Source organism: Ruegeria sp. BB7, from assembly GCF_056539365.1.
The window spans coordinates 45,620-60,278 of record NZ_JBQFUV010000017.1 but is presented as its reverse complement, the minus strand read 5'-3'; the positions used below and the strand labels follow the sequence as shown (position 1 = coordinate 60,278).

10 protein-coding genes and 3 pseudogenes are annotated in these 14,659 nt (G+C 55.0%); 4 read left to right on the top strand and 9 right to left on the bottom strand.

The genetic code is table 11. From position 1 onward, the window contains the following. The 7 genes and pseudogenes from ACR0D7_RS17660 to hutI form a co-directional block, all read right to left on the bottom strand. Positions 1-789 (bottom strand): annotated as a pseudogene (locus tag ACR0D7_RS17660) (IS3 family transposase); the annotation flags it as partial. 64 nt (positions 790-853) lie between these two features. After that, positions 854-1,732 (bottom strand): annotated as a pseudogene (locus ACR0D7_RS17655) (DDE-type integrase/transposase/recombinase); the annotation flags it as partial. An 801-nt stretch (positions 1,733-2,533) separates the two neighbouring features. Continuing rightward, positions 2,534-3,400 (bottom strand): carbon-nitrogen hydrolase family protein, encoded by an 867-nt coding sequence (locus ACR0D7_RS17650; protein WP_480680199.1) that lies wholly within the window; start codon positions 3,398-3,400, stop codon positions 2,534-2,536. A 266-nt stretch (positions 3,401-3,666) separates the two neighbouring features. Continuing rightward, on the bottom strand, positions 3,667-5,337 hold the full coding sequence (gene hutU / locus ACR0D7_RS17645; protein WP_480680198.1) for a urocanate hydratase: 1,671 nt from the start codon (positions 5,335-5,337) through the stop codon (positions 3,667-3,669). Next, positions 5,334-6,149 (bottom strand): N-formylglutamate deformylase, encoded by an 816-nt coding sequence (gene hutG / locus ACR0D7_RS17640; RefSeq protein WP_480680197.1) that lies wholly within the window; start codon positions 6,147-6,149, stop codon positions 5,334-5,336. Before hutG ends, hutU begins: the two co-directional genes overlap by 4 nt. Then, entirely contained in the window at positions 6,149-7,684 is a 1,536-nt protein-coding gene (gene hutH / locus ACR0D7_RS17635) for a histidine ammonia-lyase (RefSeq protein ID WP_480680195.1), read from the bottom strand. The genes hutG and hutH overlap by 1 nt, the downstream gene beginning before the upstream one ends. Continuing rightward, a complete protein-coding gene (gene hutI, locus ACR0D7_RS17630; RefSeq protein ID WP_480680193.1) occupies positions 7,681-8,889 on the bottom strand; it encodes an imidazolonepropionase in 1,209 nt (402 codons plus the stop codon). Before hutI ends, hutH begins: the two co-directional genes overlap by 4 nt. Positions 8,890-8,968: 79 nt before the next feature. Between hutI and ACR0D7_RS17625 the strand changes: the two genes are divergently transcribed. Together ACR0D7_RS17625 and ACR0D7_RS17620 are read left to right on the top strand one after the other, a co-directional pair. Next, positions 8,969-10,330, top strand: a complete 1,362-nt coding sequence (locus ACR0D7_RS17625; RefSeq protein ID WP_480680191.1) for a formimidoylglutamate deiminase — start codon at positions 8,969-8,971, stop codon at positions 10,328-10,330. Positions 10,331-10,475: 145 nt separating this feature from the next. Beyond that, positions 10,476-11,180 (top strand): GntR family transcriptional regulator, encoded by a 705-nt coding sequence (locus ACR0D7_RS17620; RefSeq protein WP_480680190.1) that lies wholly within the window; start codon positions 10,476-10,478, stop codon positions 11,178-11,180. 83 nt (positions 11,181-11,263) lie between these two features. On the opposite strand, the gene ACR0D7_RS17615 is transcribed toward ACR0D7_RS17620, so the two are convergent. Both ACR0D7_RS17615 and ACR0D7_RS17610 read right to left on the bottom strand, forming a co-directional pair. Further along, positions 11,264-11,935: a LysR substrate-binding domain-containing protein gene (locus tag ACR0D7_RS17615; RefSeq protein WP_480680201.1), complete on the bottom strand. Its 672-nt coding sequence runs from the start codon at positions 11,933-11,935 to the stop codon at positions 11,264-11,266. Positions 11,936-11,968: 33 nt separating this feature from the next. Continuing rightward, positions 11,969-12,118 (bottom strand): annotated as a pseudogene (locus tag ACR0D7_RS17610) (LysR family transcriptional regulator); the annotation flags it as partial. Between the two features lie 117 nt (positions 12,119-12,235). Between ACR0D7_RS17610 and ACR0D7_RS17605 the strand changes: the two are divergent. Together ACR0D7_RS17605 and ACR0D7_RS17600 are read left to right on the top strand one after the other, a co-directional pair. After that, positions 12,236-13,681, top strand: a complete 1,446-nt coding sequence (locus tag ACR0D7_RS17605) for an aldehyde dehydrogenase family protein (RefSeq protein ID WP_480680189.1) — start codon at positions 12,236-12,238, stop codon at positions 13,679-13,681. Beyond that, entirely contained in the window at positions 13,681-14,655 is a 975-nt protein-coding gene (locus ACR0D7_RS17600) for a membrane dipeptidase (protein ID WP_480680188.1), read from the top strand. Before ACR0D7_RS17605 ends, ACR0D7_RS17600 begins: the two co-directional genes overlap by 1 nt. The last annotated feature ends 4 nt before the right edge of the window (positions 14,656-14,659 follow it).

The following is a 14,659-nucleotide window of genomic DNA, read 5'->3' as shown; positions in this document are numbered from 1 at the left end:
CCCGGATTGTGAGATCACGCTTCATCCTGTTGCTGACCGCCCAACCGATGACGCGCCGGGAATGCAGGTCCAGGATCACTGCCAGATACAACCATCAGCGCGTCATAGACATAGCTGATGTCACCAGCTCACTTATGGTTCGGCTGATCTGCGCGGAAGTCCCGGTTCAGCAGGTTCGGCGCGATGTTGAAGGCGTGATTGCTATCGGTCGTCACCTTGTATTTCTTTGATCTTTCAACCTGTATGCGGATCTCACGCATCAGCCTACCAACGCGGCGATGGCCTATGTTCAGACCCAGATCTTTCAGCTCTTCGGTCATCCGCAGACGGTCATAACTGCTCTGGCTGAGGCGGGATTGTTCCTTGATGTGTGCCAGGACAACCATGTTAGTCCGTTGCCTTTGACTGGCAGGTCGGCTGCGATAGGCGCGCAGACCACGTTCGCGGACATCCAGAACCTGGCAAAGGCGGTTGGCCGCGAATTCGGGCCATACCGTTTGATGAACCTAAACCTCATGGCTTTTGGCTCGCGAAGAAGACCGTGGCCTTCTTTAAAATATCCCTCTCCTCTTTCAGGATACGGTTTCCCCGCCGCAGCCGTTCATTCTCGCGGCCAAAGTCCAGATCCTTGTCTGGCACTACGTTTGCGTCACGATGGTCCGTGACCCACTTATTCAGCGTCGACACGCCAACATCCAAATCCGAAGCCACTTGTGTGCGTGCCAGCCAGCTCGTCAGTGCAACCCGCACCGCATCAGCACGAAATTCGCCCGTCCGTTTCGGTTCCATAGTTCGTCTCCTTTGCTGCAATAAATGCTATCAAAGGAGAGGCATCAAACCGCGATACGTCCAAAGTGTGTGGTCGTTGTGTGTTGTAGTCGATCCTCAAACGTGCTCATTCAGGCATTCATATCTTAATCGCCCGTTCAATGGCTCAACAAAGGCATTCTGCGTGGGATTCCCAGGCGCGATATAGTGCCAGCCGACACCAGTATCCTGGCGCCACCTGAGAATAGCATGAGGTTTCATTTCAGTTCCATTATCTGAATCGATCAAATCTGGCTGGCCGCGCCGACGGACCAGTTCATCCAGTTCACGCGTCATCCGCGCGCCTGACAAGGAGCGATCAACGACTGTTGCCAGAGCTTCCCGCGTGTAATCATCCGCGATGCACAACACGCGGAACCGCTGGCCGTCTTCGAGGGCATCGGACACAAAGTCCAACGACCACCGTCGATTGGCCCTATCCGGCACCAGAATAGGCCTGCGCGTACCCGCGGCGCGTTTACGAGATCGTCTGCGATGCACCATTAGCGCCTCCTTGCGACAGAGTCGGAACAGTCTCTTGTGGTTCACCTCAAGGTCTTCTCTCGCCAACAGGATGCCTAAACGTCGATAGCCGTGTCGGTTCTTCACATCCGACACAGCCCGCTGTTTGACATCGGTCGTTAGTAGTTTTGTCGCGAGATCCTTGAGCGCAGCATTGTCCAGCATAGCATCTGCCAGCATCCGTTTCAGGCGACTGTTCTCATTCGCCGATGCACTTGCGCCACATTCTAGCGCGCGCAAATTCCTTGCGTCGGACACGTTCAAGCCGTCAAACTGGGCTTTTTATCTGTAGTATGTTGCATCGCTGGCTCCGTTTCTGCGGCACAGTTCTTTGTGCTTTCACACCTGCCTTGTATTCCTTGATTATCCCAATGCACTGTTCGCCGCTAAATCTGCGTTTCATAGTCCATCCTGTGTTCGGATGGATCACCAACACCTCAATGGCCTGATTTCAGGGGGCTGTGTCAGTGACAATGTGTCGGCAGATGAAAATAAAATAGTGCAGCAATCTCAAGTTTCATAACCCCGGGAGGGTCAGTATGGTTGTGTTGCAAATCTCTAGAAAGGTCGGAAACGTCCGCTCGGTAGATACAGCTATCCTGCGTCTTCAGCAAATTGGCGAAATCCAGAGGTCTGCAGCGTATCAAATTTCTTATTTGGGATCATATTAGCGACCGCAATACAAGCCAGAGTAGCGGATGCAGATCCGAAAGACTTGAGATCGCACGTGTGTCGGGCGCGCCGTTGATAAATTGGTGATACTGTTCGTTTATGTTGCTCAATGTTTTGGGCCTGATTGACTGTACTTTGGCTCAGCAACCGAACTGCTTTAGGATCTTGTCTACTTCTCGGATACCTGCTGCATTCGCGCCGCTCAATAGAGATACATCCACTAGCCACGCACACGCAGACAGGTTTCGTCCAAGCTCAAAGACTTCAGCGTTGGGCGTTTCTTTGATTGCGTGCGCGATGCGATCATCGGCGAATATTTCACAAACCACTAATTAAGTGTGGCGTGGTCAACCTGCATGCCCCTTTTCGCCATGATCTCATTCAGATCACGATAGAATACAGTGTACCGAAGGCAAAAGTACACGGCATACTGGATCGTGTCCTGTGGGACGTGCGCACCTTTGAACGAGATCATACCAAAGCCTGCTCTTTGTTGTTGTGCTAGCCAAAGGCGCTAACACAGGCATTTTCGTCAACTTGAGTTCAGAGCACGCGAAACATCCAAGGTTGAAAGACCACTATAGTCTTCTAGCCGATCTTTTAAGAAGGAATAGTTCGAGCGGGCTTGATTCAAGTCATCACGATCTAACACAATGTATTTAAAAGCTTCTTCATGCTGGGGAAAGGTAACGGGGCCTTTGTTTTCGTCCATCCAGGGCCAGCAGAACAGGGAATTGCCATATTGTTCCCCGGCACGGTTGAGAGATAGCAGGAATACTTGGTTCTCAAGCGCTCTTGTGGTCGCGAAAGAGTGCCACGTGTGGAAGGATTCGTCTCGGTAGTAGGCGCCGCAATGCGTGATGAGATCAACACCCTTTTCAACGGCCAGAGTACGGCAAAGCTCGGGAATGCGGATATCATAGCAAATGATCGGGGCGATCCTAAAACCGCGGACTTCATATGTCAGCAGATGCGTTCCGCGTTCAAAATACTCTTTTTCCATCGAAGCGCCATATTGGGCTAGATGAAGCTTGTCGTAATGCCCGACAAGATTGCCGTCCGGTCCTACAACGGCAACAGAGATGTAGTTGCCGTCCGCGCCTCGACGCGCAAAGCTGTACGACAAAAAAACGCGGAATTCTTGTGCCACACTTCGCCACGCCTGGAATGACGCGCCGTCCAGAGGTTCGGCAATTTCGTCCAGGCGCGAAAACGCCGCGCGGGAATAATCGATACTCGATAATTCTGGTAACACAACAAGGTCCGCTGGCCGGGCCGCAAGTTCGTCGCTCACCCATTTCGTGGACTGCGACAGATGTTCGTCTCGTTCCTGTGCCGAGTTTGTTTGCGGAATTTGAATCTGACATGCGAGAATTGTCAGTGTTTCTTTATTCGACATTGCCAGATTTCCTTGTGGTTCCGGTATTCGCCCAACGATTCATCCCACACCGTCATACCGACAATTGAGCCAAAGAAAAGCAGAGCCTGACTCCGCGGCAAAAATGTGTGATTGGCCAAAACATAGCCGGAGGTCTGAACCACCGGGGTTTGCCCCGCGTTATTCCCGCCACAACCGAAGTTATTTAGCACAGTGTTTTAGATGCTCAATGAGGTCTCGGCCTTCAATGATGCAGGCCGAGATGCAGTTTTGCAGATTTGGCTTGATCAGCCGAGAATGCCAGGAAGGCGTAGACCATGCTCGCGGGCGCAGTCCTTGGCGCTTTCGTATCCCGCGTCGGCATGGCGCCAGACGCCCGAAGCGGGATCGTTCCACAGCACGCGTTCAAGGCGTTTGGCCGCATCGTCGGTGCCATCTGCGCATATCACAACGCCTGCGTGCTGTGAGAAGCCCATACCGACCCCGCCGCCGTGGTGCAGCGATACCCAGGTGGCGCCCGAGGCAGTGTTTACCAACGCATTCAACAGCGGCCAGTCGGATACGGCGTCCGAACCGTCCATCATGGCTTCGGTTTCTCGGTTGGGTGAGGCGACAGACCCTGAATCCAGATGGTCCCGCCCAATTACGACAGGCGCGCTCAACTCACCATTTTTGACCATTTCGTTGAAGGCAAGACCCAGGCGATGACGATCACCCAAACCGACCCAGCAGATACGTGCGGGCAGCCCTTGGAATTCGATACGCTCGCGCGCCATATCCAGCCAATTGTGCAGGTGTTTGTTGTCTGGCAGCAGTTCTTTGACCTTCTGGTCTGTCTTGTAGATGTCTTCCGGATCACCTGACAGTGCTGCCCAGCGGAACGGCCCGATACCACGGCAGAACAGCGGGCGGATGTAGGCCGGAACAAACCCGGGAAAGGCAAACGCGTCTTCCAGACCTTCCTCCAGCGCCATCTGGCGAATGTTGTTGCCATAGTCGACGGTGGGCACGCCATCATTGTGGAATGCAACCATTGCTTCGACCTGTACTTTCATCGAAGCGCGCGCGGCGCGTTCAACTTCTTTCGGGGCGGTTTCAGCCTTGGAGCGCCACTCGGCAACTGTCCAGCCTTGCGGCAAATAGCCGTTAACTGGGTCGTGGGCCGAGGTCTGGTCGGTCACGATATCTGGCTTAATGCCGCGCTTGTAGATTTCCGGGAAAATGTCGGCGGCGTTGCCGATTAGCGCCACGGACTTGGCTTCGCCCGCTTTGGTCCAGCGGTCGATCATCTCTAGCGCTTCGTCCAGGCTATGGGTTTTCTCGTCAACATAACGGGTGCGCAGGCGGAAGTCGGCGCTTTTCTCATCACACTCGACGGCCAGACAGCAAGCACCAGCCATTACGGCGGCCAGAGGCTGCGCGCCGCCCATGCCACCCAGGCCGCCAGTCAGAATCCAGCGCCCTTTCAGATTGCCGCCATAGTGCTGGCGACCGGCTTCCATGAAGGTTTCATACGTGCCCTGAACGATGCCCTGGCTGCCGATATAAATCCAAGACCCGGCAGTCATCTGGCCATACATGGCCAAGCCTTTCTTATCCAACTCGTTGAAATGATCCCAGTTGGCCCAGTGCGGCACCAAGTTTGAGTTGGCGATCAAAACGCGAGGCGCATCCTTGTGGGTCTTTACGATGGCAACCGGCTTGCCCGATTGCACCACCAGCGTTTCGTCCTCTTCCAGGTCCTTGAGGCTGTCGACGATCATGTCGAAGTCTTTCCAGGTCCGCGCCGCACGGCCAATACCGCCATAAACTACCAACTCGTGCGGGTTCTCAGCAACGTCCGGATGCAGGTTGTTCATCAGCATCCGCATCGGAGCTTCGGTCAACCAGCTTTTTGCATTCAGTTTCGTCCCGGTTGGTGGGTACACGTCGCGGCTATTCTTTCGAGGATCGCTCATTGTTTACTCCCTTCGGGAAAAATGACGCCTGAGAGGGCGAGGTTGTTGAGGGTCTCAAGCATCTTTTGCAGATGCGGTCGGGATACTGCGGCTCGGGCGTCATCCCACGCCCACGGAGGGGCTTCGTGCATGTAAGCCCGTTGCGAGATTTCCATCTGGATGGCGTGAATGCCGGTATCGGGCTGGCCATAGTGGCGCGTTGTCCAGCCCCCCTTGAAGCGCCCGTTCAGCACAGCGCCCAAGCCAGATGACTGCGCAATTGAATCCACTGCGGTCTCAATTTCTGGTGCGCAGGTTGTGCCCAGGTTTGTGCCGGTGTTGAAAATCGGCAGTTCACCTTCGAACAGGAACGGGATGTTTGATTGGATTGAGTGGCAATCAAACAGGATCGCCACCCCATGTTTGGCCCGAACCCGCTCTAGCTCGGCCTGCAGCGCATTGTGGTAAGGCGCGTGGTATGCGACGCGACGTGCCTCGATTTCGTCTACAGAAGGTTCCTGCCCCTTGGTCCAGATCGCCTGCCCATCGAAATCCGTCAGGGGAACCAGCGTCGTGGTATTCTGACCCGGGTACAACGACACACCAGCCGGATCGCGATTGGCATCAATCACATAGCGATGCACGTTGGACGCCACTACTGTGGCACCCGGTAGCAGGCCATCATAGAGCCGTGCGATATGCCAGTCCGTGTCAGCCAGACCGCCGCCCGTCGCATTGAACCGCGCAGCGATAGCGTCGGGTACATGGGTTCCGCCATGCGGCTGGCCCAAAACAATGGGGCTATCACCTTGTATTACGTCAAAAACTTGCATTATGCGAGTTCCGGTAGAGTGGCGCTCAACGCCTCCAGCAATGCACCCGATGCGACCAGCTCTTTCGCGGCCTTCAGGTCATGAGCCATATACCGGTCTTCCTGCAGGCTTGAGACATCCTCGCGAAGACGCGCAATGGACTTTTGCAGGAGCGGGCTGGTTTTCAGCGGAGCCCTGAATTCAACGCCGCGCGCCGAGCAGAGAAGTTCAACGCCAAGGATATTATTCAGGTTCTCAACCATACGTGTCAGGCGCCGCGCGCCATGGGCCGCCATCGAAACGTGGTCTTCCTGATTGGCCGAAGTGGGTGTGCTGTCTGTTACGCAAGGGTTGGCCAGATGTTTGTTTTCACTCATCAGCGCGGCGGTAGTGACCTCGGCGATCATCAGTCCGGAGTTCAAACCCGGATTGGGTGTCAGGAACGGTGGCAGGTCGAAGCTGAGCGTTGGGTCGACCATCAGTGCGATACGCCGCTGCGAGATCGCGCCAATTTCGGACAGTGCTAAAGCAATCATATCAGCGGCAAAGCCGACTGGCTCTGCATGGAAGTTGCCACCAGAAACAATCATGCCCGTCTCGGTCAGAACCAGCGGATTGTCCGTAGCCGCGTTGGCTTCGGTCAGTAGTGTTGCGGCGGCCTGACGCAGCACGTCCATCGCCGCGCCGGTCACTTGTGGTTGGCACCGGATACAATAGGGATCCTGAACGCGCGTATCCCCTTCGCGGTGACTTTCGCGGATCTCGGATTGGGCCAGGATCGCGCGCATCGCATTTGCTGCCTCAATCTGTCCGCGGTGTCCGCGCAGCGTATGAATTTCGGGCTGCAACGGAGCGGTGGATCCCATGATGGCGTCTGTCGACAATGCCGAGATCACCAGCGCGTTTTGTGATGAACGCCATACTTCAAACAAGCCTGCAAGTGCATAGGCCGTCGAAAACTGCGTGCCGTTTATAAAGGCCAATCCTTCTTTGGGACCCAATTCGATTGGGGACAGCCCCGCCTTTGACAGCGCTTCGGACCCCGGCAGAATCTCACCTTTGTATTCTGCCTCGCCCTCGCCGATCACGACGGCGGTCATATGTGACAACGGTGCCAGATCGCCTGACGCGCCAACCGACCCTTGGGCGGGAACAACTGGAGTAACCCCTTTTTCCAGCATGCCCTGCAAAAGCTCGACAAGCTCCCAGCGTACGCCCGACGCGCCACGGCCAAAGCTCAGAAGCTTCAGGGACATCATCAATCGGACCAGCCGGCGCGGCATCGCTTCGCCGACACCACAGCAATGGCTCAGGATCAGATTGCGTTGCAGGGTGGCAGTATCTTCTGCCTCGATCTTCAGGCTGGCCAGTTTGCCGAACCCGGTATTCACACCATAAACAGGCATCGTACCGGCAGCGGCAGCGGCAATGCGGTCCGCTGCCATTTCAACTGCTGGGCGGCAAGACGCATCGAGCTTTGCAGAAGCTTCATTCCAGTAGATATTTTCAAGCTGCGGCAGAATGGTCTGCCCGGGAACCAATGTGAGAGTGCTCACGCTTGACCTCCAAAAATGCGTTTGTGAAGGGGGTTGAATCCGATCCGGTAAGAAAGCTCAGCAGGATGTTTGACATCCCAGATTGCCAAATCAGCCCGCTGACCAGCGGCGATGACACCACGGTCTTTCAGACCAAGGGCGCGGGCGGCATTGCGGGTGACACCCGCATGTGCTTCTTCGGGGGTCATACGAAATAGTGTGCAGCCCATATTCATGGTCAATAGAAGAGACGTCAATGGCGACGAACCCGGATTGCAATCGGTCGCCAACGCCATCGGCACCTGATGATTGCGCAAAAGATCCACCGGCGGATGTTGCGTTTCGCGTAATGTGTAGAAGGCGCCTGGCAGGATCACGCCTGTAGTGCCAGCCAGAGCCATCGCGGCTACGCCATCTTCGTCGAGATATTCGATGTGATCCGCAGACAGTGCATCGTAGGACGCTGCCAGCTTGGCGCCACCCAGATTTGAGAGCTGCTCGGCATGTAGCTTTACCGGTAGGTTCAGCGCCTTTGCGGCGTCAAAGACCCGTGCGATCTGCTTGGGTTGAAAGGCGATGCCCTCGCAAAACCCGTCGACTGCATCCACCAATCCTTCTGAATGGGCGGCATGCAAGGTCGGAATAACCACTTCATCGATATAGGCGTCATCGCGAACTTTGTATTCCGGCGGCGTTGCATGGGCACCAAGATAGGTGGTGAGAACTGTAACCGAGCGCCGCTTGCCGATCTCTCGTGCGGCGCGCAGCATGTTCAGCTCGGTTTCCCGCTCTAGCCCATAACCGGATTTGATTTCGATTGTCGTCAAACCCTCGGCTATTAGCGCGTCAACACGAGGCAAGGCACTTTCGATCAATTGTTCCAGGCTGGAATCCCGCGTGGCGTGAACCGTAGAATTGATGCCTCCTCCGGCGCGGGCGATTTCCTCATATCCCGCCCCATTCAGGCGCATTTCGAATTCCTGGGCCCGATCCCCGCCAAAAATGACATGCGTATGGCAGTCGATCAAACCCGGTGTCACAAGGCGGCCGTCCAGATCTTCTGCGTCGAAGGCCGAATACTCGTCGGGAAGGTCGTTCTTTGACCCGACCCATTCAATCCGCTCGCCTGACATCACAAGGGTGCCATCATCAATCAACCCATAAGGCGTTTGTTCGTCCGCCTGGGTCGCAATCCTCGCGCCGCAAAGAATCGTTTTCCCTGTCATGAGGTTCTTTTCCGAAGTTGCATTTTTTGAAATCTAGTATACCCTTTAAGTTAAAAAGTCTACACATAATGAGATGGAAATGAAAATTCACGCTAAACACGCGTTCTCGGGGCAAACCTGGCTGAAAAATTGCCGTGTTACGTCCGTCGATGGGAGGATTGCCGAAATCGAAGAGGGTGTTTCACAAGATTCGGCTGACTATTCCGTTAATGTCCTGCTGCCATCCCTTGCAAACCTGCACAGCCATAGTTTTCAGCGGGCCATGGCTGGAATGACTGAATTTCGGAAGGCAGGAAAAGAAAGTTTCTGGACCTGGCGCGAACTGATGTATCGGTTCCTGGATCACCTAACGCCGGAGCATTTTGAAGCCATCGCCGCAATGGTTTTCATGGAAATGCAGGAAGCCGGATACGCCTCGGTAGGCGAGTTTCACTATGTCCACCATCAACCGGGTGGCAGCCCCTATGCCAAATTGTCCGAGTTGAGCGATCGTGTTTTCGCAGCTTCGCGCCAAACTGGCATCGGCCTGACCCATCTGCCTGTCCTCTACACCTATGGAGGCGTGAATCAGGAGCCGTTGACGGGTGGCCAACTTCGGTTTTCCAATGACGTGGATCGTTTCTTGTCATTGGTGGATGCGTGTAAAACCAATCTGCCTTACCTGCCTGACGATGCGCAGGTCGGTATAGCTCCGCATTCACTGCGTGGCACCTCACCGGATGATCTGGCGCAGGCGCTGCTGGCAGTGCCGCAAGGGCCGGTTCATATCCACATCTCAGAGCAGCTCAAGGAAGTGGCCGATGTCGAAGCCAAGCTTGGCCAGCGCCCAGTGGCCTGGTTGTTGGACAATGTGGGCGTTGACTCGCGTTGGTGTCTGATCCACGCGACACACATGACCGAGGCTGAAACTATTGCCATGGCTAAAAGCGGTGCAATCGCAGGGCTATGCCCGATCACCGAAGCCAATCTGGGCGATGGTCCATTCAACGGGCCGACCTATCTGAAACATAACGGAGCCTTTGGATTGGGATCGGACTCGAATGTCCGTATCTCTCTGACCGAAGAATTGCGCACCTTGGAGTATTCCCAGCGTCTACGTGACATGGGGCGCAATGTTCTGGTGGCGGGAGAGGGCTCTACCGGGCAAACGCTCTATGCTGGTGCGGCCTTGGGTGGGGCGCAGGCGCTTGGTCGCGATGCGGGCACAATTGAAGTTGGCAAATTCGCCGATCTCGTCGCCATTGATCGCAACCACCCCGCCCTTTGCGCCCTAATGGATGCCCAACTACTTGATGGGCTGTGTTTTGTCGCACCGGACGATGTTGTAACAGACACGTGGTCGGCGGGTCGCCATGTAGTGCAGGGTGGGCGCCATAAGGACCACGATGCAATTGTGACGCGCTACAAATCAGCGATTTCAGAGCTGCTTGAGGCTGCGTGATGCTTTGCGGTACGCCGATGAAACAGTTGCGCACCGCGTATTTTTTTCGATGCGCTGGCCAGGGGTGATGTAGTTGGTTTCACCGTTGCAAGTTTATGTGTATATTTAAGCTTGTTAATTCCAATTTAATACATCGGGACACGCCATGGGAAGAACTCATGAAAACATGAGCTACCGGGACATCAAGCAGGTGGTTCTGGACAGAATTCAAACCGGCGTTTGGTCCCCGGACTCGATCCTGCCAAGTGAGACAGATCTGGCGACTGAGTTCTCCAGCACCCGGACAACCGTCAACAGAGCATTGAGGGAGCTTGCCGAGGAAGGTTACCTTGAAAGAAAGCGCAAGGCAGGAACAAGAGTACTGAATTCGCCGATCAGAAAGGCCCAGTTTTCAATCCCCTTGGTCCGGGATGAGATTGCAGCGACCGGTGCGGCCTATCGATATACCTTGGTGGATAAACAAGTGCAGGCGGCGCCTTCCTGGCTTGCCGCCCGTCTGGATTTGAAACGAGGTCAAGACGTTCTGCACCTGCGCTGTATGCATTACGCAGACAACGCTCCTTTTCAGTTCGAAGTTAGATGGATCGTCACAGATGTAGTGCCAGAAGTTTTGGATGAGTCCTTCGAGCAATCGGGACCCAATGACTGGTTGGTCAAGAGAGTGCCTTTTACCAATCTGGAGTTGAGTTTTTTGGCGACCAAAGCGAACGGCGAAATTGCCGAGTTTTTGGACGCGCCATTAGGGGACCCGATTTTTACCGCTGAACGCATAACATGGCTGCGCGGCGCGCCGGTTACATATGCCAAGCTATATTTTGCCCCGGGATATCGCATGACGACGCATCTCTGATCGGATTTACCATCAGAGTTGTTGGATCTTGGCGCGCTGAGATGGTCAATAAAGCGGAAGCCCGTAACTGTATGCCCGGATATTCAGACCAACTTGCTATTCAAGATAAAGTTGCTGCACGCATCTGTCAGGTCTTTGAATCGTGATCTGTCTTTGACGTACAAAAAAACCTGGCGTTTGTCGGGCAGATCCGCCAGCTCTCGAAACGCAGTGCTTTCGGGGATGAAGCGTGCAACCGTTTGGGGTAGGATTGTAACCCACTTTCCAGTTCTAACCATGGTCACGAGAGAATGCGTGTTGTGAATAGTGACATCGGCATCTTCAACTGCTTGCACGAAACTGGGTGTCTGGATCAGATCACAAAGTGCATTTCGGACAAATGAGGACGCGATCACATCCTTTACGGTCGGTGGCTCGGTTCTTGTTATGAGCGGGTGGTCAGAAGCGCAAACGAGCCCAAACCTATCTTCGAACAATGGGATTGCCTTGATGCCTTTCATCGGGTGAAGCCCTGAGGCGATTCCAATGTCGGCCTTTCCCTCGGCAAGGGCATCCAGCACTTGTTGGGAATCCGTGTCCCTTAGCTCAACCTTGAGCCCGGGAAATCGCTGGGTCATGTGCTCGAGCACCGAAGGAAAAATCAACGCAGCTACTGAAGGAACTGATGCAATTCGGATTTGGCCATTGGAAGCATCGGCAGCCGTTTCGATGGATTGCACAGTCTGATCAAACTGACGCACCTGTTTTAAGGCCATTTCAAACACTTGCTCTCCCAAGGCGGACAGGTGGTTCTTGCGTTCTCCTACAAACAGCTTTTTCCCCAATTGGCTCTCGAACTGTTTTAGGGTCATTGAAACCGCTGATTGAGTGCGTCCCAAACGGTCAGCCGCCTCAGACAGATTTCCCGTTTGTGCAACAGCGCAAAAGCAGCGCAGCATTTCGATCTTGATGGCCATATTTCAATTTTACTGAAGTAAAGTTAAGTTGTTTGAGTTTGACTGATATTGGTTGCAAAGTCCATTCTGCCCCCAACTTTCTTTGAACTGGGGCTTATCGTGACCAACCTGAACCTGATCGCCGGCGAATGGCTGGCTGGCGAAAGCGAAATTGAAAACCGCAATCCTTCAGATCTGAGCGACCTGATCGGCAACTTTGCGCAGGCCAGTGCGGACCAGCTTGAGGCGACGCTGGATCAGGCACGTGTGGCGCAGGCCGAATGGGCAGCGTATGGGCTAGAGCGCAAGCAGGCGGTGCTGATGAACATCGGCAATGAACTGATGGCCCGCGCCGAGGAACTGGGTACCCTGCTCAGCCGCGAAGAGGGCAAGCCGCTGGCGGAAGGTAAAGGCGAGGTCTTCCGCGCCGGGCAGTTCTTCACATATTACGCCGCCGAGTGTCTCCGCCAGATCGGTGAGAACGCCGATTCCGTACGCCCAGATATTGAAGTTGATGTACGGCGTGAGGCTGTTGGCGTTGTCGCCGTGATCAGCCCGTGGAATTTTCCGACCGCCACCGCTTCTTGGAAGATTGCCCCGGCGCTATGCTATGGCAATGCGGTGGTTTGGAAGCCTGCCAATATAACTCCGGCCTCGGCCGTGGCCCTGACCGAAATTATCAACCGTCAAGACATTCCCAAGGGCTTATTCAGCCTTGTCATGGGGTCAGGCCGTTCCATCGGACAGCGATTGGTGGAAAGCCCCAAGGTCAACGCCATCTCATTTACTGGGTCGGTTCCGGTTGGCAAGGGTATCGCCGCTGCTGCCATTCAGAACCTGACAAAAGTGCAGATGGAAATGGGATCAAAAAACGCTCTGGCTGTTATGGACGACGCCGATCTCGATCTTGCGGTCTCACTTGCACTTGGTGGTGCCTTCGGAGGTACCGGCCAGAAATGCACCGCATCTTCCCGGCTCGTGATTCATGAAGCTGTTCATGATGCATTCGTGGAAAAACTGGTGGCCGGTGCGCAGGCGATGAAAGTGGGCCATGCACTGGAGGAGGGGACTCAGATGGGCCCCGTTGTCAGCGCTCAGCAACTGGCCGAGAACCTTGCATATGTCGATCAGGGCAAGTCCGAGGGCGCAGAACTGGCTTGCGGCGGACAGCGTTTGGACATGCCCCAAGACGGCTATTACATGAGCCCCGGCGTGTTCCTGAACACCACCAACGACATGCGCATCAACCGTGAAGAGATGTTTGCGCCGTTGACTTCGGTCATCAAAGTTGGCAGCTATGATGAGGCACTTGCCACCGTCAACGACACCAATTTCGGCCTGACTTCGGGTATCGTCACGCAAAGCCTGGCCCGCGCCACCCATTTCCGCCGCAACGCGCGTACCGGCGTTGTGACCGTGAACCTGCCCACCGCTGGCACAGATTACCATGTCCCGTTCGGTGGTCGTGGCGACAGCTCTTACGGGCCACGTGAACAGGGCAAAGCTGCAGCCGAGTTCTACACGACAGTAAAAACTGCATATATCAGTGCCGGAAAGCCGATCTGATGCGGATCGACGGGCTGCAATACGCCAATTGGTCCGAGAAGATCTTTCGGCAGTTGCGGGAAGGTGGCGTGGACGCAATCCATGTCACCATCTCCTATCATGAAAATTTCCGCGAAACCGTTCTGAACTTCGAAAAGTGGAACAGGTGGTTCGAGCAATACCCGGATCTGATCATGAAGGGCCAATGGGCCAGCGACATCGACAAGGCGCGGGAAACCGGTCGCACGGCGGTGTTCTTTGGTTTTCAGAACCCGTCGCCCATCGAGGACGACATCGGGTTGGTCGAAATCGTGCACACGCTAGGTGCGCGGTTCATGCAGCTGACTTACAACAATCAGTCCCTGCTGGCCACGGGCTGCTATGAATCCGAAGACACCGGCATTACTCGTATGGGTCGGCAAGTGATCAAAGAGATGAACCGTGTTGGGCTTGTTGTTGATATGAGCCACTCGGCGGATCGTTCTACCATCGAAGCGGCTGAATTGTCCGAGCGCCCGATCGCAATCACGCACGCAAACCCGCACGAGTGGGCCCCTGCCTTGCGTAACAAGCGCGAAGCGGTGATCCAGGCAGTGACTGAAAACGGTGGGATGCTGGGATTTTCGGTCTATCCTCATCACTTAAAGGACAAGTCGGCCTGCACGCTGGCCAGCTTTTGCGAGATGATCGCCCGAGCGGCCGAGAAATACGGCGTGGAACATCTCGGGATCGGCACCGATTTGTGTCAGGATCAGCCTGACAGCGTGGTCGAATGGATGCGGGTCGGACGCTGGACCAAGGAAATTGACTATGGCGAGGGGTCGGCCAGCAACCCAGGCTTCCCCCCGATGCCAGCCTGGTTTCGGGATAACCGGGACTTTGGAAATATCGAAACGGGATTACGTGCAACCGGCCTCAGCGATGACGAGGTGGCCGGTATCATGGGGGGAAACTGGTACAGGTTCTTTGACGAAAACTTCGTTGCTCAAGGGTAGCCAA